Source organism: Tessaracoccus sp. SD287 (assembly GCF_017355265.1).
Classification (GTDB): domain Bacteria; phylum Actinomycetota; class Actinomycetes; order Propionibacteriales; family Propionibacteriaceae; genus Aestuariimicrobium.
This window is the reverse complement of sequence record NZ_JADIJQ010000006.1, coordinates 55,378-73,274: the sequence shown is the minus strand read 5'-3', so window position 1 is coordinate 73,274 and position 17,897 is coordinate 55,378. Positions and strand designations below refer to the sequence as shown.

The 17,897-nt window shown below is 67.5% G+C and carries 14 protein-coding genes; 5 read left to right on the top strand and 9 right to left on the bottom strand.

Annotated features, from left to right (window positions below; translation table 11 throughout):
- Positions 1-52: 52 nt before the first annotated feature.
- Positions 53-2,008 (bottom strand): FG-GAP-like repeat-containing protein, encoded by a 1,956-nt coding sequence (locus tag IPV09_RS03935; protein ID WP_207473848.1) that lies wholly within the window; start codon positions 2,006-2,008, stop codon positions 53-55.
- Positions 2,009-2,416: 408 nt separating this feature from the next.
- Here IPV09_RS03935 and IPV09_RS03930 point away from each other — a divergent pair, with 408 nt between their 5' ends.
- Positions 2,417-3,691: a VCBS repeat-containing protein gene (locus IPV09_RS03930; RefSeq protein WP_207473846.1), complete on the top strand. Its 1,275-nt coding sequence runs from the start codon at positions 2,417-2,419 to the stop codon at positions 3,689-3,691.
- Positions 3,692-3,776: 85 nt separating this feature from the next.
- Here IPV09_RS03930 and fumC read toward each other — a convergent pair whose 3' ends face one another.
- The gene (gene fumC / locus IPV09_RS03925) at positions 3,777-5,177 is read right to left on the bottom strand and encodes a class II fumarate hydratase (protein ID WP_207473844.1); all 1,401 of its coding nucleotides are present in this window, start codon (positions 5,175-5,177) and stop codon (positions 3,777-3,779) included.
- A 165-nt stretch (positions 5,178-5,342) separates the two neighbouring features.
- On the opposite strand from fumC, the gene IPV09_RS03920 reads away from it, so the two are divergent.
- The 3 genes from IPV09_RS03920 to IPV09_RS03910 all read left to right on the top strand — a co-directional run bounded on the left by IPV09_RS03920 (position 5,343) and on the right by IPV09_RS03910 (position 8,617).
- On the top strand, positions 5,343-5,978 hold the full coding sequence (locus tag IPV09_RS03920) for a TetR/AcrR family transcriptional regulator (RefSeq protein ID WP_207473841.1): 636 nt from the start codon (positions 5,343-5,345) through the stop codon (positions 5,976-5,978).
- Positions 5,979-6,078: 100 nt separating this feature from the next.
- Positions 6,079-7,365: a citrate synthase gene (locus tag IPV09_RS03915; RefSeq protein ID WP_207473839.1), complete on the top strand. Its 1,287-nt coding sequence runs from the start codon at positions 6,079-6,081 to the stop codon at positions 7,363-7,365.
- Between the two features lie 106 nt (positions 7,366-7,471).
- Positions 7,472-8,617 carry a hypothetical protein gene (locus IPV09_RS03910; RefSeq protein ID WP_207473838.1) on the top strand — a complete coding sequence of 382 codons (1,146 nt, stop codon included), beginning with the start codon at positions 7,472-7,474 and terminating at the stop codon, positions 8,615-8,617.
- Positions 8,618-8,621: 4 nt separating this feature from the next.
- Here the strand turns inward: IPV09_RS03910 and IPV09_RS14570 are convergent, their stop codons facing one another.
- Both IPV09_RS14570 and IPV09_RS03900 read right to left on the bottom strand, forming a co-directional pair.
- A complete protein-coding gene (locus tag IPV09_RS14570) occupies positions 8,622-9,854 on the bottom strand; it encodes a HAMP domain-containing sensor histidine kinase (RefSeq protein ID WP_207473836.1) in 1,233 nt (410 codons plus the stop codon).
- Positions 9,855-9,883: 29 nt separating this feature from the next.
- Positions 9,884-10,552 (bottom strand): response regulator transcription factor, encoded by a 669-nt coding sequence (locus IPV09_RS03900; RefSeq protein ID WP_370590210.1) that lies wholly within the window; start codon positions 10,550-10,552, stop codon positions 9,884-9,886.
- A 124-nt stretch (positions 10,553-10,676) separates the two neighbouring features.
- Between IPV09_RS03900 and IPV09_RS03895 the strand changes: the two genes are divergently transcribed.
- Positions 10,677-12,647 carry a penicillin-binding transpeptidase domain-containing protein gene (locus IPV09_RS03895; RefSeq protein WP_207473832.1) on the top strand — a complete coding sequence of 657 codons (1,971 nt, stop codon included), beginning with the start codon at positions 10,677-10,679 and terminating at the stop codon, positions 12,645-12,647.
- 190 nt (positions 12,648-12,837) lie between these two features.
- On the opposite strand, the gene IPV09_RS03890 is transcribed toward IPV09_RS03895, so the two are convergent.
- From IPV09_RS03890 to IPV09_RS03870, 5 genes are all read right to left on the bottom strand, one after another.
- Positions 12,838-14,334: a DUF222 domain-containing protein gene (locus tag IPV09_RS03890; RefSeq protein ID WP_207473830.1), complete on the bottom strand. Its 1,497-nt coding sequence runs from the start codon at positions 14,332-14,334 to the stop codon at positions 12,838-12,840.
- A 391-nt stretch (positions 14,335-14,725) separates the two neighbouring features.
- Positions 14,726-15,859, bottom strand: coding sequence for an ABC transporter ATP-binding protein (locus tag IPV09_RS03885; RefSeq protein WP_207473828.1), 1,134 nt, complete (start codon positions 15,857-15,859; stop codon positions 14,726-14,728).
- The gene (locus tag IPV09_RS03880; protein ID WP_370590209.1) at positions 15,856-16,647 is read right to left on the bottom strand and encodes an ABC transporter permease; all 792 of its coding nucleotides are present in this window, start codon (positions 16,645-16,647) and stop codon (positions 15,856-15,858) included. The genes IPV09_RS03885 and IPV09_RS03880 overlap by 4 nt, the downstream gene beginning before the upstream one ends.
- A gap of 10 nt (positions 16,648-16,657) precedes the next feature.
- Positions 16,658-17,404 carry a molybdate ABC transporter substrate-binding protein gene (modA, locus tag IPV09_RS03875; RefSeq protein WP_207473823.1) on the bottom strand — a complete coding sequence of 249 codons (747 nt, stop codon included), beginning with the start codon at positions 17,402-17,404 and terminating at the stop codon, positions 16,658-16,660.
- On the bottom strand, positions 17,401-17,793 hold the full coding sequence (locus IPV09_RS03870; RefSeq protein ID WP_207473822.1) for a TOBE domain-containing protein: 393 nt from the start codon (positions 17,791-17,793) through the stop codon (positions 17,401-17,403). Before IPV09_RS03870 ends, modA begins: the two co-directional genes overlap by 4 nt.
- Between the last annotated feature and the right edge of the window lie 104 nt (positions 17,794-17,897).

The following is a 17,897-nucleotide window of genomic DNA, read 5'->3' as shown; positions in this document are numbered from 1 at the left end:
CCCGTGCGCGGGGCGCGATCCGGGGGGTGCGAATGGGGCAGGCGCCCTACTACTAGGCCATCAACTGGTAGTCAGCTGGTGCCGTCATGATCGCAGTCGGCACGCCCCAGTACCCGTGCTTGTTTTCGTAGATGAAGACCACGCCGTCCTTGCGCTGACCGACCAGGTCCCTCACTCCGTCGCCGGAAAGGTCACCGGCCGAGAAGGCCCGCGTGAAACCCTCCCAGCCGCGCCCGACCCGGGTGGCCGGGCCGATGCCTCCGTTGGAGGTACCGAGATAGGACCACAGCATTCCGTCCGAACGAATCGCCAGGATGTCGGAGCGACCATCCAGGCTGACGTCGCCGACGGAGAGGATCTGCGTCATGCCGTTCCAGTTCTTCCCGATGTGTTTGATGTCGGTCAAGCCATTGGCAGTCACCGTGTAACGGAACAGGGCTCCGTCCGAGGCGCGCCGAGCCACCACGTACTGGGTGGATCCCCCGGCCAGGTTGCCCGCCGGAACGATCTGGTCCATCCCGCCCCAGTTGCTGCCCATCTGCTTCCAGGCGGCCACAGAACCCCCACCCACTGAGCGGTAGAGCCACAGGGAATGGTCCGTGCCACGCCGCGCCAACAGGTCCGAGCGCCGGTCCCCGGTGAGGTCGTCGATTTGGGCCAGATATGTCATCGAGCCCCACCCTGTACCGACCACGCCGACCTCGCTGGCGGGGGCCTTGGCGGAGCCCCGGTGAAAGATCAACTGCCCAGCGCCATCGACGGCGAACAGGTCCCCGATACCGTCCCCGGTGTGGTCACCGAAGACACCCGAGGCCGGTGCAGGCGTCGTCTGGAGAGCCTTCTGCACAATGATGCCGTCGTAGTGACCGGCTCGTGAGCCGGAGAAAGGTACCTCATAGGTGCCCGGCTGCGAGTAGTTGAGCAAGCTCCCGCTGGCCGTCACGTGGGTGGGAGCGGTGACGACCACGGGCTTGCCTGCCTCGTCCAGAACGTTGATGCGGTAGGGCACGCCCACTTCCGCGGCCGGAAGGACGAGTCGTTGCCGCTCTGCCCGGACGATTCCTGGCGACGCCCAGGCCAGACCCGACAGGTCCGCCAACTGGTTCTCGATCAGCTCGACGTAGTACAGGGCTGTCAGTGTGTCCGGCACGTGCACAGTGGTGAGCTGGTTCGTGGCGATGTTGAGGTACTGCAACTTCACCAGGCTGCCGGGCAACGACAGGTTCGAAAGCTGGTTTTCGTGAAGTTTGAGAATTTCGAGGTCCACCAGTTCGGCGGGCACCATCAGCGAACTGAGCCGGTTCTCCGCCAACCCCAGCCTCCACAATTTCGTGGCTGTGGACGGGACCGTGAAGTCGGTCAACCGGTTGGAACCCAGTTCAAGGGAACGAAGCTCAGTCAGGCTCTCGGGGACTACCAGGTTCGGCAGCAGGTTGCTGGTGGCATGCACGCTCTGCAACCTGGTCAGCGTGTCCGGCAGGGTCAGGCTCGTGATCCTGTTCTGGTCGAGGAACAACGTGGTCAGCGACGTCAGGGTTTCGGGCGGGGAGAAACTCGTCAGCTCGTTCCAGGTCAGGTCTACGTACGCGAGACTGACCAGCGTTTCCGGGATGGTCAGGGAGGAGAGCTGGTTCCCCGTCGCCTCGATCCGCCGCAGACTGGTCAACGTGGGCGGGATGACCAGCGAGGTCATCTTGTTGCCATAGAGGTCGACGGACTCGAGGGCCGTCAGGTTCGCCGGCAGGGTCACCGCCCCCAGGTTCTGCCAATACACCTGGAGGTTGACGAGGTTCGGTGCATGTTCGAGTTCGGACAGATCGCGGATCGTGTCAGCCCGATCACAGAGCAAGCTCCTCACGTTGCCCAAATCTGCTGCCCTGAGCGGCGTCCCGGGAAGCAGAGCCAAATTCGCCGAGAGGCACACCCGCAACCCCGGATCGTCAATCGTGATGATGGGTGAGTTGGCTTCCCGAGGAAGGACACGAGCGTCGGCGATCGCGGGAGACATGACGGTCAGCAAGGTAATCAGGAGGACAATGAGCAGGCAAGGTCGGGGACGCATTGCGGGGCCTTTCTTGGCCGCCCTGAGCGTACGGGACCGCCCACTGAGGTACTTCACCACGCCGGTGTGGCAAGGGATCGGACTTGGACGAGAACATAACAGTCACCGCGTGGTCGATGGAAGACCGTTCGGGCAGAATCTGCAGCACATGCACGAGCAACTCGACCCGAAGTTCCGACGCCCGAAGAAGCAGTGGTGGATGGCGTTGCGCGCCGTCCACGAGGCGGTCTCAGCAGGACCCCACCCCAACTGAGCTGATTCTTCGACTGCTCTCAGGATCCCGTGCGCGGGGCGGGATCCGGGTGGCCGAAATGGGGGGTTTCAAAACTGCGTTACGACAGCGACCATGGTGCCATGACCCGTACACATTTCGGACGCACCCTGTTGCGCCGACTCGGTTCGGCCACCCTCGGCCTGACCCTTGCACTCGGCCTCGGGTTGGCCTCCTCCCAACCCGCCAAGGCCGCCGTCCCCCAGCCCGGAAACGTGCCCTGGGTGAACTTCGCAGATGGCGGCACCCAACTGGGTGTCTCCCTGCTCGTCAACTATCCGCAGCAGATGAGCGGGCACTGGCGCACGCACGTCAAGGTCTGCAACTACACCGGTGCGGCGCTGCCGGTGGGTACCTACACCTTCAGCTACACCAACTACAACTACGGCACGTTCTTCTTCACCGAGTGGACCGATTCGCTGCCCAACAGCTGGCTGGCGAACAACGCCTGCGTCAGCGGCGACTTGATGAGCACCGAAGAACCGCTGCAGATGGCCTTCCACAAGATCCTGAGCGGCCAGACGCGCATCGACATCCTGCCGGCCACCGAGTGGGAGGGCATCCTCAAGGTGCGCGAACCCAAGTCCCCGGGCACCAGCTATGTGCACGGCGACTACTCCGGGGACTCCCGGGCCGACCTCAACGGCAGCTTCGGCTTCAACTTCTACACCTTCCGTACGGTGACCCCGTCGCTGGAGCCCGTGTCCTTCCACATGTCCGATGTCGTGGGTCCCAGCATCACCTGGATGTCGAAGCTGCCCGACATGGACGTCAACGGCGCCTCCGACCTGTTGGTGCGCACCACCGACGGCAAGATGCACTTCCAGCGCATGATGGACGTCGGCAAGCGCGGATTCAGCAACCAGGTCGGCACCAACTGGAATGGGATCAGCATCATGGCCGTGGTGAACAAGCGCAGCACGGCCACCAACCAGCACCCGTGGCTGCTCGGACGGGCGGCCAATGGCGACCTGATCCGCTACCAGGTCAGCCCCACCGGCATCTACAGCGCCGCCAAGATTGGCCAGCACTGGAACGCCATCGCCAAGATCTTCAGCGTCGGTGACTTCTCCGGCGACGGCACCCCCGACCTGATGGCCATTGGCACCAACGGCCTGCTGTACCGCTACAACATGACCGCCACCGGCAACATCAGCTCGGTCAACGTGGTCGGCCACGGCTGGGCGACGTTCCTGCACGCCGTCAGCCCCGGCGACATGAACGGAGACGGTCGCTGGGACCTGGTGGGTGTGCGCAGCGACGGCAAGATGTTCTTCTACGCCAACGCCGGGCCCGGCCGCTGGAGTTCGGCACGACAGATCGACCAGAACTGGGACGGCATCCAGACGCTGGCCTGACACTCACGCCCTCGACCAGCGGCCCGTCCCGGAACCATCCCGGGGCGGGCCGCTGGTGCGACGCGAACTGGTCGAACGCGGCGGATCAGGCCTTGTTCGGGTGGGTCATGTCGGCGGGGACCACCCAGGCGTCGAACTCCTCGGCACTCAGGTGCCCCGACGCGATGGCCGACTCGCGCAGGCTCAGTCCGGCCTTGTGGGCGTGCTTGGCAATGGCGGCGGCCTTGTCGTAGCCGATGTGGCGGTTCAGGGCGGTCACCAGCATCAGGTTCTTCGACAGGTTGTCCTCGATCACCGCCCGGTTCGGCTCGATGCCGACGGCGCAGTGGGCGGTGAAGCTGCGGCAGCCGTCCGCGATCAGCCGAATCGACTCCAGCACCGCGTGGGCCATCACTGGCTTGAACACGTTGAGCTGGAAGTTGCCCTGGCTGGCGGCAAAGCCGACGGTCGCGTCATTGCCGAAGACGCGGGTGGCCACCATCGTCAGAGCCTCGGACTGGGTCGGGTTGACCTTGCCGGGCATGATCGAGCTGCCGGGCTCGTTCTCGGGGATGACGAGTTCCCCAATGCCGTTGCGGGGGCCCGAGGCGTACCAGCGGACGTCGTTGGCAATCTTCATCAGGGCCATGGCCGAGGTGCGCAGCGCCGAGGAGACCTCGGCCAGGGCGTCGTGGGCACTGAGCGCCGCGAACAGGTTCGGTGCCTGGACGAACTCGGTGCCGGTCTCCTCGCTGATCTTCTGGGCAGTCAGCGCACCGAACTTCTCGTGCGCGTTCAGTCCGGTGCCGACGGCGGTGCCGCCGATGGCGAGCTCACGCACCCCGCCCTCCGCCTGCTTCACGGCATTGATGGCGAAGTCCAGCTGGGCGACCCAGCCGCCGATGACCTGGCCCAGCAGCACCGGGGTGGCGTCCTGCAGGTGGGTGCGACCGACCATCACGACGTCGGCGAACTCGCGCGCCTTGCCGTCGAGGCAGTCACGCAGCTCGGCGACGCTGGGGTACAGCTTCTCGACGAGGTCCAGGACGACGGCAATGTGCATGGCCGTGGGGAAGGTGTCATTGGACGACTGGCCGCGATTGACGTGGTCGTTGGGGTGCACGGGGGCCTTGGAGCCGAGCTCACCACCGGCGATCTCAATGGCCCGGTTGCTGATCACCTCGTTGGAGTTCATGTTCGACTGGGTGCCCGACCCCGTCTGGAAGACGACCAATGGGAAGTGGTCGTCCAGTGTGCCGGCAATCACCTCATCCGCGGCCTGGACGATCAGGTCGGCCACGTCAGTGGGCAGCTCGCCCAGCTCGCCATTGGCCTGGGCGGTCGCCTTCTTCAGGATGCCGAGGGCGCGCACCATCGAGCGGCCCCAGACAAAGGTGTCACGGCCAATGTCAAAGTTGTGCAGCGAGCGCTCGGTCTGCGCGCCCCAGTAGCGGTCGGAGGCCACGTCAATGGGGCCCATGGAGTCCTTTTCGACACGAGTAGTCATGGGCTGAGCCTATGGTGTGGGCGGGTCGGTCCGACCGCCGGGGTCACCGTCCGGGACGCCGCGGCGGCGCGGCCAACGATCCTGAACGCAGCCTGAGACACGACGGCGTTTTTGTTCGCGCGCCTTGGTCATCCTGCCCCAAATACATGACTAGACTAACCAATCGTGGCCCGACCGAAATTGCACGACGAATCCCTTCGCCAGCGACTGCTTGAGGCAGCGACCGACCTGGTGGCCGAAAAGGGCGACACCTTCGCCCTGCGGCCCCTGGCAGAGTCACTCGATACCTCAACCACCGCCATCTACTCGCTGTTCGGCTCCCGCGACGCCCTGCTCGAGGCCGTCGCCGAGCAGGCCGTGAGCAGCTTCAGCGATGCCCTGGAGGCGGTGCGCGATGACGATCCGCTGACCTGGATCCTCGGGCTCGGCATGGGCTACCGCCGGTGGGCACTGGAGAGCCCGGCACGCTTCCACATCGTGTCCGACGGGCGACTCGACTCCGAGGCCGTCCTCTGCGCCAGGGCGCGGTCACTGGAACCCCTCGCGGCGGCGGTCCGACTGGCCATGGACGCCGGGTACGTCAGCGGTGAGATCGACGACATCTGCACCACCTGGTACGCGGGGGTGCACGGCTTCATCATGCTGGAGATCAGCGGTGCGCTGCCCGGCGGCGACGTCCAGTTCTCGCGGTTGGCCGACGCGCTGTTCCTGGGGCATGCCACCGAGAAGGGCATTGCCCGGCTCGAGGAGCAGTCCTTTGACGACCTGCGTCAGCGACTGAGCTTGCCCGAACAGGTTTGAGCATTTTTTCACGCGCACGGACCAGCGCGATAGTCTGTGCACCACGTGACCCGTGGGCGTGCCCGTGCGGGTCGTCTCGTTTCAAGGAGGAACCGACCCCATGACCGATGCCGCAACTCTCCACCTCGGCGACACCAGCGTCGACATGCCCATCATTCCCGCCACCACGGGGCAGAACGGCTTCGACGCCTCAAAGGTGCTCGCCAAGACGGGCCATGTGGCCTTGGACGTTGGCTTCGTGAACACCGCCTCATGCACGTCCTCGATCACCTTCATCGATGGTGACGAGGGCATTCTGCGCTACCGCGGTTACCCGATCGAACAATTGGCCGAGCAGTCGACCTTCCTCGAGGTGGCCTACCTGCTCATCTACGGCGAACTGCCCTCGGCCGACGAACTCGCCGAGTTCGAGGGCAAGATCGCTCGCCGGATGATGATCGACGAGCGCCTCAAGGAGGTGTACCGCGCCTTCCCGCGCGGCGCCCACCCCATGATGGTCCTGGCCGCCGGTGTCGTCGGTCTGGGCGCCTACAACCGCACCACCCTCGACCCCCACGACCCCGAGCACATCCAGGAGTCGACGCTGCGTCTGCTGGGCTCGATGCCGACCCTGGCGGCCTACGCCTACAAGAGCTCGGTGGGTGAGCCGTACCTGTACCCGCAGACCAAGCTCAGCTACGTCGAGAACTACCTGCGGCTGTCGTTCGGCACCCCGCAGGAGGAGTACCAGCTCGACCCGACCGTGGTCAGGGCCTTTGAGACCCTCTTCATCCTGCACGCCGACCACGAGCAGAACTGTTCGACCTCGACGGTGCGCATGGTCGGCTCGTCGGACGCGAACATCTATGCCTCGATCAGCTCCGGCGTCAACGCCCTGTCCGGTCCGCTGCACGGCGGCGCCAACCAGGCCGTCCTGGAGATGCTGGCCGACATGCGCCGCGACGGCATCGACACCAAGACCTTCGTCAGCCAGGTCAAGGACAAGAAGTCCGGACGCAAGCTGATGGGCTTCGGCCACCGGGTCTACAAGAACTACGACCCGCGCGCCAAGATCATCAAGGGCCACGCTGATGAGATCCTGCGTGCGTCGGGCAAGTCCAACGCCCTGCTCGACATGGCGTTGGAGCTTGAGGAAGCAGCACTGAACGATGAGTACTTCATCGAGCGCAAGCTGTACCCGAACGTCGACTTCTACACCGGTCTGATCTACGAGGCCATGGGCTTCCCGGCGCAGTTCTTCACCGCGCTGTTCGCCCTGGGTCGTCTGCCGGGTTGGATCGCCCAGTGGCGCGAGCAGGAGTCCGACCCGGCCCGCAAGATCGGGCGTCCGCGCCAGGTCTACACCGGTGAGGTGCTGCGCGACTACGTGCCGCTCGACCAGCGCTGAGCCATCCGCGAAGGGCCCCGACCACACGGTCGGGGCCCTTCGCGGTTCCCCCCGACCCGCCTCTGGGTAGCCTTGGACGAGTTGGTGCGTCCATCGAAGGAGAGTCATGAAGTCGTGCGGATCCATCCTGATCGGCGGCGCCATCGTCCTGGGCATTGGGCTCGTCGCCACCGGCAGCACCGAGAACTCAGCGAACTTCTTCACCGTCCTGGTGGTGATGGCCGTCATCGGCTTCGTGATCAGCAGGTCCAGCAAGAAGGGACCCGCCCCGTCAAAGGCCGCCGATGCCCAGCGGCGGCCGCGACCCGACCTGCGCGACCCACGCCAACCGCCCGGGTGGAGCCTGACCCAGCGCGCCGACTCCCTGGCGCAGGAGTGGAAGGGCAACCATCCGGTGCTGCCAAGCACCGGCATCTGGAACGTGCGCAGTGGCCGGGCCCACCGGCGCCAGGTCCACGTCTTCCAGTCGGCACGCACTTCACCGGCGCCCACCTTCATGATCTTCCGGATGCCCGACTACCACGGCCCCCTGTTCGAGGCCGTCAGCGACGGTCGCAACGAGGTGAACGTGCGCGGCTCGATGCCTCCGGGCGGCTCCGAACTGCTGAGCCGGATCGGCCCCCGCAACTTCCGCCGGTTGGGCGTGCTGCCCGGCAAGTTGTTCTGGATGGACGTCGGCACCCTCAGCGAGACCCAGGTGGCCACCTTCGTGGTCAGCAGGGTGCCCAGCATCGTCGAAACGGCGAACGAGCATTTGCCCCCCGGCAAGCCGGCCCAGCAGTCGAGTCGGCAGCCAAGCCGCCAGCCGAGTCGGCAGCGCCCGACCCAGCAGCGTCCGGCCCAGCAACGCCCAGCCCAGCAACGCCCCGCCCAACAGCACCCGCGTCCGGCAGCCCTGCCAGCAAGCAAGCTGCCCCACGATTTCGGGCCGAACCCCGATGACATCCTGCGGACCGCCCCCATTGAGCTGACCGAGCGACCGGCCCTCAAACCGGCCGCGGCTGATCCGGTCTCGGCGAGCCTGGAGAACCCGGAGCTGAGCACTGCGTGGAAGCCGATCGAGTGGACGCCTGCCCCGTTCGCGCTGACCGCACCGATGGGGTTGGGTGAGACGCCCTCTGCCGTCGAGGAGCTGGCGACCGGCTGGAAGCCGAGGGAGTGGACGCCGCCCACCTATGGTCAGCAAGGGGTCGGCGAGTGGAAGCCGGCGGCCGCGTGGCAACCGAACTACAGCACCACCGGCGAGGACTGACGGCTCACGCGGCAGGGACCCGGGCCACGAACACCGCGCCCACCGGGCCAGGCAGTTCCACCCCGTGCGCCACGCTGCCGTGGACCACGTCCCCGCCCATCGCCCTGGCGTAGCCGCGCGCAATGGCCAGTCCGAGACCGGAGCCCCGGCGCGAACTGGCCGTGCTGGGCAGGCGCACCAGACGGTCGAAGACCCGCTCACGGTCGTCGACGGGAATGCCCGACCCGGAGTCCATCACCGTCACCTCGACCATGGGGCGACCGTCCCCCGACACCTCGTGGCACACGATCCGCACCCAGCCCTGCGGACCCGCCGCGGTCGAGGCATTCTCGATGAGGTTGCGCAGCACACTGACGTAGCCGTGACGGTCCGCCATGGCGGTCACGTGGTCGCCCTCGATCTGCACGTCCAGCTGGGGCTGGGCCAGCCGCAGCCGCCGACGTTCGGCCTGCAGCAGGGGCATCACCGCCAACGGCACCGGGTCCACCTGCCCACCGACCTCGACGTGGGCGGCCTCCAGCAGGCTGCTGACCAGCTGGCCGCCGCGGCTGGCCTCGCGACCCAACAGGAACTCCAGTTCCTCGCGTTCCTGCCCGGGGGCGTTCTCGGGCAGGTGCACCAGGGCCTCGGCGGCCGCCTGGATGCCGGCCAGCGGCGTCTTCAACTCGTGGGCGGCGTCGGCCAAGAAGGCCTGGATCCTGGTGTGGGCGGCGACCGCGTAGGCCTCTGCCTCGGTGGCCTTGCGTTCGGAGCGCTCCAGTTCGTCCAGCATCCTGTCGACCGGGCGCAGTGCCGCGTCGGTCACCAACATCGTCACCAGCACCGACGCGGCCACCGCCGCCAACCCGACCAGGACCAGGCTGCGCTGCAACCGATGGTGGTCGGCCATGATCAGGTCGGCCGGCATCCACAGGGTCGCGGTGGCCCCGTCCAGGTCACCGCTGCCCTCGAGCAGGATGACCCGGTACCGGTGGTCGGTGCTGTCCAGAGGGTCGGGCAGGGGCGCGCCGAGTTGGCGTCCGTCGGCCGTGGTGATGCTCAGGCTGGTGGTGTGGGGGCCGAGTCGTTGCTGCAGGTTGGCCAGGTCAGCGGAGTCGGTCGCGACGCTGGCCACGGTCGCGGTACGTGCGTCGAGCGTGGCCGCCGTGGACCGCTCCAGGGCGCGGGCGTGGGCACGGCTCGCCGTATGGATCACGAGGGAGGTGGTGACCAGCAGCACGACGGAGATCGCGGCCACGATACGCGTCCGCATCGAGGCGCGATGCCTCACGATGGCTGGTCCAGTTTGTATCCCCGACCCCGCACCGTGTGGATGAGGCGCGGACCCAGCGCCTCGAGCCGGCGACGCAACGACGAGACATGCACCTCGACGATGTTCTCGTCATAGCCCTCGTAGCCCCAGATCGAGGTCAACAGGTGGGTCTTCGACACCACGCGACCCGGCGACCTGGCCAACTCGGCCAGAACCTTGCGCTCGGTGTCGGTCAGCGTGACCTCGACCCCGTCACGCTCGACCTTGGTGGCATCGTCGGCGATGTTCAGGTCAGCGACGGTGACCACGTGACCGTCGTCACCGACGCGGCGCAGCAGCGACTCGACCCGGGCCAGCAATTCGGACATGGTGAACGGCTTGGAGATGTAGTCGTCGGCACCCTCGGTCAGGCCACGCACACGGCTCTCGACCTCGTCGCGGGCCGAGAGCATGATGACGCCGGTCCGGCTGAGTCGACGCACCACCTTGAGCAGTTCGAACCCGTCACGGCCGCCGGGCAGCATGACGTCGAGAATCACCACGTCGGGTCGTCCCTGCACCAGCGCCGACTCAAGATCGGTCCCGTCGGCGAGGAGCTTGACCCGGTGCCCCCGGGACCGCAGCGCAGAGCCGACCGCCGCCCGGATGACGTCCGAGTCCTCGACGACAGCTACCCTGCTCACGCGGTTCATTCTGCACCGGCCACCGCGGCTGCGCCACGCTGTTCCGTATCTGGGACGTGGCGTCTCAAACACTGGTTGTCGTCGACAACTATGGTGATGACCACCCCCTTGAGGAGCCCGACCCATGTCCTCTGTGACCCGTTCCGTTCCCACGCCTCGGCTGCGCTGGCTGGCCGTGCTCCTGGCGCTGTGCCTGGCCCTCAGTGGCTGTTCCAGGATCGACGCCGATGACCCGGACGATGTGGGCACGACGCCGGGGGTGACCCACGGCAAGCCGCCGGCCGGTGAGCCCGAGGCCGTGGGGGCGGTCGACGCACTGGCCAACGCGCTGCAGACCGGTGATCTGTCCCGGCTGCCGGTCATCGGCGACCCCGCCACCGCGGCCAAGTTGGCCGCCGACGACTACGCCACCATCATGTCGGGCATGGACGGCTACAAGCCCTCGGTGGTGGTCCGACCGATCGACTACCGGGGCAACGGGGTGGCCAGCGTCACCCTGGAGCAGACCTATGCGATGGGTGACAAGCCGTGGCAGTTCACCACGACGGCCGGGCTGAACCTGGTCGCCGGCCAGTGGCGGGTGGTGTGGAAGCCGGAGATCGTCCACGAACAGGTGACCGCGACCACGCGGATGCGGCACACCCGGGAGTTGCCGACCCGGGCGCCGATCCTGGATGCCAGCGGCAAGGCCGTGATGGAGTCCCGCGACCTGTACCAGGTGGGTCTGGACAAGCAGAACACCCCGGCCACCCAGTGGGCGGACTCGGCCAAGCGCATCGCCGAGACGATGAAGATCGATGTCGTCGGCTACCAGCGCAAGGTCGCAGCGCACGGTGCCCTGGCCTTCGTGCTGGCCACCACGGTGCGCAAGAGCCAGGTGCCGGAGGCGCTGTACACCATTCCCGGCGCCACGACCGTCACCGTGGAGAGCACGGTGGCGGTGACCGATGGCTTCGCCGGTTCGCTGCTGGGGACTGTCGGCAAGGCCACCGAGGAACAGGCCAAGGCCAGCAAGGGCGCCTACGAGGCTGGTGACCAGATCGGTCTGACCGGCCTGCAGCTGCGCTACGACGCGCAGCTGCGCGGCACCAGCGGTCACCTGGTGATGCTGGTCAAACGCCGCAACGCCCCCTCGCCGGGGCCTTCGGAGCCTCCGCACGTCGACCTGACCCTGCATGCCCAGGAGCCGGCCGATGGCGCCCCGTTGCAGCTGTCGCTGAACACCGAGTGGCAGCAGCGTGCCCAGAACACCCTGGCCGGTGAGAAGCGGGTGGCGGCACTGGTGGCCGTCAATGCCAAGACCGGTGAGGTGATCGCCGCCGCCGAATCGCCCGCCGCCGAGGGGCAGCCGTTCGCGACCTTTGGGCAGTACGAACCGGGGTCGACGTTCAAGACCGTGACGGCCCTGGCGATGGTGCGCACTGGGATGAGTGCCCAGACCATGGTCGATTGCCCGGCCACGACGGTGGTCAATGGACGCACCTTCAAGAACTACAGCGACTACCCCGCGGGCAAGGTCGGACGGATCACCTTGTCGGACGCCTTCGCGCACAGCTGCAACACCGCCTTCATCAGGGCGGCGGCGGCCCTGCCCAAGGGAGCGTTGGCCTCGGCTGCCGCCTCGCTCGGGTTCGGCGTCGACTTCGATGGAGGCTTCCCGGTGTTCTACGGCCAGGTGCCGGCCAGCGACGACCCCGTGGTGAATGCCGCCAACGCCATTGGTCAGGGTCAGATCCTGGCCTCGCCGTTGGCCGTGGCGGGTCTTGGCGCCTCGATCGCTGGTGGCAGGACGGTGGTGCCATGGCTGGTCAAGGGCAAGCAGCCCACCGCCACGGCCGAGCCGCTGAACGCCAACGAGGTCGCCCAGATGCAGGCCATGATGAAGGCCACCGTCAATGGTGGGGCGGCCTCGTCCCTGGCCGGTGTGGTGACCGGTGCGAAGACCGGGACGGCCGAGTACGGCAACGCGAACCCTCCCCGGACGCATGCCTGGATGGTGGTGTACCGAGGCGACATGGCGATCGCGGTGCTGGTGGCGGACGGGACGTCCGGATCGAAGGACGCGGCACCCTTGATCAAGGCGTTCCTGCGTTAGGCGCGTCGCGGCGCCAGGTCGCCGGGGCGAGGTCTGACTCAAAGGACGCGGCGCCCTGATCAAGACGTACCCGGGCTCGATGGGAGTGCTCGCCGTTGCTCCCCCGAGAAGCGCGCTCCATGCCGTTGCTGCCCATCAGCGCATGCCAGTGACCCGCCGGGGTGACGGCGGGTACTGGCTGCTCGCGGTGTCAGCTGGCGAGTGCTGACGGTGCCGGATGTTCTTGTCGGGGCAGGATCTGGCCCGACGGGTCCTCGATCATCCAGGAGTGGGACGGCGTGACCAGGTAGCCGAACCCGAGTGGTGAGCGCCACAGAAAGGTGCCCGGTGAGGGCTGGGTGAGTTGCCAGCCGCCGAAGGTTTTCGCTCGATGCACCTTGCGGGACAGCGGGCCCAGGTTGCCGGGCCGAGTCGAGGGGGTCCGCCCGCCCTTGGTTCGACCCGCCGACGGCCGGTCGTCGAGCCAGCCATCACCAGCACCCTCGGCCCCGCCAACGCCAACGCGATCATCATGACCGTGACGGTTGTGGCTCTCGGCCAACTGGTCGATCCAGTGGTCACGGGTCGCATCCCAGGCCAGTGGTGGTTTCCACGTGATGGTGTGGTCCAGATCTGCATGCCGGGAGGTCTTCTTCGAGAACGGGAACACCTCATACGGATTGCGGAGCTGGACCCATTCGCGCATCCAGTGCGAACACTCATACGCATCGGTCGGAACCAGGTTGTCCGGATGCAGCACCGGCCTCACCGTCACCCGGGTGTGGCCCAGCAGGTCCTTGACCCAGCCGGCCAGCAGCGGACCCATGCCCTCGGTGCGGACCAGCCCGGCACCGGTCTCCAGACCCGAGCCGCTGATGTGCACCACGACCTCCGCCTTCGGCAACAACCGCTCCGGGTCGACGGTGACCATCCCGCAGGTATGACCCGGCTGACCCTCAGCCGGGCACACCTGATCCAGGTCCAGATCCGGCAACTGGTCGGTCAGCGCGGCTTGCAGCAACTGCAGGGCCCGCGCCGGGTTCGCCAACAGGCCCAGTGCCTGCGCGCGGCGGACGTCCAGGGTCTCGGTCGAGCCGCCCTGGCGCAGCAGGATCGCCAACCGCGTCAGCTGGCGGTCCAGCACCGTCGCATCCACCGCCCCCACCACCGCGGTCACGTCGGTCACCCCCAGGCAGGACTCGCCGAACTCCACCCGACGTCTGGCCAACTGCGCAGCATGGTCGGACTCGGCGTCCTCGCGCAGGGTCTCCATCACGCGGGCCTTGACCAATTCCAGCACCCGGGTGAACGCCATCGACTCGACCAGGATGTCGATCTCCTCGTCCAGGTCCAGGGCCTGGTAGTAGGACAACTTGTGGGTGGCCGACGCGAGTTCGCAGGCCTGCCACACCCGCAAACCACCGGACATGACCCGCGCCCACAGGTGAGGCAGCCGGTGCCGGACCGCCAGGGCCAAGCCGATCTCAATACGGACCTTCTCCTCCGACATCCTCAGTGCGGCGGCCACTTCGAGGGTGCAGAACTCCGCCACCCCAGGCGTCCCGTCCCCGCCCCACTGCATCAACCGCTCGGTACCGGCCAGCACCGGACCCTCATCAGGGACGTAGCGGTACTGGTCGGCGAACTCCGCGAAACAGCGGAACTGCTCGGCCTCGGCACGCTTCTTCGCCTCGAAGGCCGCATTCAACTCGACCAGCTTCTGCCGCGCACCCGCAGCACTGAAACACGGGCCACTGGTAGTTCTTGCGCTGGATCCCATTCGGACCACCCCGCCTCTGTGTGAACCATGCCCGAATCACCGTTGACTCGAACGTTTGTACTATTCTATGCCTTGGTGGCGCTGAGAACAACCCCGAATCAGGAATTCTCGGGCACTTTCTTGGCTGGAGCAGTGGCGCCCCTGGAACGGTGACGTCGACTGCATAGGCATCACTCGGGACGTGGGCACTCCACAATCGCGTGTCGCAGGTAGCCCAGACTCGGTTGTCAGCCGTTGCACGTCGGCATGGACGCGGCGTTCACAGAGCCGCGGGATGAGACAGCAGGTGCGCTGCAACAGGTCCCCAAGGTTCTCGACTTCAGGCAGAACCTGTTCCCACCCGATGACTGTCGGCGACGCAACTCACTTGGGCTGCCTTCACGGCCGCCAGCAGCCGGACCGGTCGCTCCCCCGCTGACCCACCGAGGCTGCCACCACCCAGCCCGAGCGTGGCGACGCTGCGGGCGGTGACATCGGCGGCAATCACCTGCCCGCCGCCCAGTCGGACCCGCACCCTCACCAGGGCACCTCGCGGTTCAACACCGACCACCTCCACCGGCCACACATTGCGGGCACTGCCATGGGGACGGTCGTCGGCAGGGTGCAGCACCACTGCGGCCGGGTCGAACAGGCCCATGGTGGGCTCCCCGACCGCCGGGGGATCAGCGGCGGATGGAATTCCGACCACGTCGTCGCCCCCGACCCGCAAAGTGTCGGTCGAGGTGGCCACGCCGACCAACCGGTTGGTGCCCAGCAGGCCGGCCAGGAAGGTCGATGCCGGACGTTCGGCCACGGCGTCCAGGGCACCGAGTTGCAGGACCCGTCCGCCCTCCAGGACGGCTACGTCGTCGGCCAGGGTCCACAGGTCCAGCGAGTCATGGGTGACCAGCACCACCGTGCGCCCACGCAACCGCTGCGCGAGCAGGGAACGCATCTGCAGAGCCGCCTCGACGTCGAGGGCGGCCAGCGGTTCGTCCAGCATCAGCACCGCCGGGTCGGTGGCCAGCGCTCGGGCCAGGGCGACCCGCTGGGCCTGTCCGCCGGACAGGTGGCGCGGACGACGACCGGCCAACTCGGCGAGCCCGACCGCCTCGAGCTCGACCATCGCCCGGGCGGCGGCATCCCTCGCACCGACGCCACGGGCGCGCACCCCGAAGGCGACGTTGTCGAGCACGCTGAGATGGTTGAAGAGCAGGGCACGCTGGGTCAACAGAACCACCCCCCGGCGGTGCACGGGCACCTGCCCACCCGCGCGGGAGACCACCTGGCCGTCGATCTCGACGACACCAACCCCGTCCGGACGCACCAGTCCGGCAATCAGGTGCAGCAGCGTCGACTTGCCGGCACCGTTGGGGCCGACGACCGCCAGCGTCCGTCCGGCGGCCCCCTCGAGTTCCAGGTCCACCCCCCGGGCCTGGACGCTGGCCGCGACCCGCCACGCCGCCTCGGTCATGCCCGACTCCACCGACGCTGCAGCAACGCGGAGCCGGCCATCAGGACCACGGCCACCACGATCAGGACCAACGCCAGCGCGAGTGCGGCGTCCAGGTCGCCTTCACGCTGCAGGTAGATCTCCAGCGGCATGGTCCGGGTGGTCCCCTGCAGGGACCCGGCGAACGTCAGCGTGGCACCGAATTCGCCCAGTGAACGGGCAAAAGCCATGGCGGCGCCGTTGACGATGGCGGGCAGCACCATGGGCAGGGTCACCCGGCGCAGCACCGTATTCGGGGTCGCCCCCAGGGTCGCGGCGACCACATCATGGTCGGGGTCGAGGGTCCGCAGGGCTCCATCGACGGCCACCACGAAGAAGGGCATCGACACGAAGGTCTGGGCGATCACCACGGCGGTGGTCGTGAAGCCGATGGTGATGCCGACCTGGTCGAGGTACTGGCCGATCAGTCCGCGGCGGCCCAGGGTGACCAGCAGCACCAGGCCGGCGACGACCGGCGGCAGCACCATGGGCAGCAGCGAGAGCGTGCGCACCACGAAGGCCGACCGTCCCGAAAGCCGCGACAGGTACAGCGCCAACGGCAGGCCGAAGACGATCGAGAGCAGCATGGAGGCCGCGCAGGTGCGCAGGCTCAGCCACAGCGCCGCGCGCGCCGGTTCGGTGTCGAGCAGGGCCGGCAGGCGCGCCCAGGGCAGGGTGACCAACAACCCGACCAGTGGGATCGCGAGGAACACGATGGCCAGTGCCGCTGGAATGGCCAGCCACCGGGGCAGGGCGGGACGGGTGCTCACCTGGTCACCCCTACGGCGCCAGGAAGCCATGGGCGGCCAGCACCCTTTGCCCCGCCGCGGACAGGACGTAGTCGAGGAACTTCTGTCCGCCGGCGTTGTTGGTCGGCTCGGTGGTCAGGGCGATCGGGTACGTGCTGATGACCTGCTCGGAACCCTTGATCTGGACAGTCGTGACCCGCTGACCGGCGGACGCGGCGTCGGTGGCGTAGACGACCCCGGCGTCGCCCTCACCGGTGGTGATCTTCGCCATCACGTCACTCACCTTTTGCTCCTGGGAGACCGGGCTCAGGGTCACCGACAGCTTCTTGGCCAGGGTCGCGGTGGCGTTGCCGCAGGGGACGGCCTGGTCGCAGATGACCAGCTTCTTGCCGTCCAGCGACGCGTCAAGGCCGGTGATGCCGGCCGGGTTGCCGGGCGGGGTGACCAGCACCAGGGTGTTTCGGGCGAAGATCGCGGCTTGGCCGACGAGCTCTTGGTCGGCAGCCTTGGCCATGGATGTCTCATCGGCGGTGGCCAACACGTCGGCCCTGGCACCCCCGGCCAGGTGCGCCACCAGGTCCTGGGAGCCGAGGAAGCTGAAGGTGACGTTGACGCCCTCGGCCGCGGTGAACTCGGGGGCCATGGTCTCGAAGGCGGACCTCAGCGATGCTGCGGCGAAGACGGTGACGACGCCGTCGTGGTTGCCCGCACCGGTGCTGGTGCCGCAGCCGCTGAGCAACAGCGCGAGGCCGACGAGTGGGGCGAACAGGCGTTTCATGGGTTGTCCGGACGGTCGATGACCACATTGGTGGCCTTGATGCGGGCGCTGGCAATCGTGCCGGGCTCCAGCCCCAGGTCGCGGACGGCCTCGGTGCTGACCAGCGCCATCACCCGATAGGGGCCGCACTGCAGTTCCACCGAACTCATCACCGTGTCGCTGACCACCCGGGTAATCAGCCCGGTGAAGACGTTGCGTGCCGAGGTGCCGTGCGGACGCTCGCTGTTGGCCCGGTCCTGCGCGAAACGGGCAAGGTCTGCGCCCTGGATCACCTGTCGGCCTGACCCGTCCGGGCTGGCCGACAGCTGCCCCTGGTCGATCCAGCGGCGCACGGTGTCGTCGCTGACTCCGAGCAGTTCACCCGCTTGGCTGATACGAATCTGCGTCACACCCGCCACTCTATCAGCGCGTCTGCGGCAGAAATATGGCAGGTTCTCCGAGTTTGCGGCGGAATGGGGCCGACGGCCTGCGAACGGAGGCCACAGGGTAGGTT

Excerpts from the sequence above, each read along its gene's own strand:
- IPV09_RS03935 (WP_207473848.1), bottom strand. The coding sequence starts at position 2,008 with ATGTCTCCCGCGATCGCCGACGCTCGTGTCCTTCCTCGGGAAGCCAAC.
- IPV09_RS03930 (WP_207473846.1), top strand. The coding sequence starts at position 2,417 with ATGACCCGTACACATTTCGGACGCACCCTGTTGCGCCGACTCGGTTCG.
- fumC (WP_207473844.1), bottom strand. The coding sequence starts at position 5,177 with ATGACTACTCGTGTCGAAAAGGACTCCATGGGCCCCATTGACGTGGCC.
- IPV09_RS03915 (WP_207473839.1), top strand. The coding sequence starts at position 6,079 with ATGACCGATGCCGCAACTCTCCACCTCGGCGACACCAGCGTCGACATG.
- IPV09_RS03910 (WP_207473838.1), top strand. The coding sequence starts at position 7,472 with ATGAAGTCGTGCGGATCCATCCTGATCGGCGGCGCCATCGTCCTGGGC.
- IPV09_RS03895 (WP_207473832.1), top strand. The coding sequence starts at position 10,677 with ATGTCCTCTGTGACCCGTTCCGTTCCCACGCCTCGGCTGCGCTGGCTG.
- IPV09_RS03885 (WP_207473828.1), bottom strand. The coding sequence starts at position 15,859 with ATGACCGAGGCGGCGTGGCGGGTCGCGGCCAGCGTCCAGGCCCGGGGG.
- modA (WP_207473823.1), bottom strand. The coding sequence starts at position 17,404 with ATGAAACGCCTGTTCGCCCCACTCGTCGGCCTCGCGCTGTTGCTCAGC.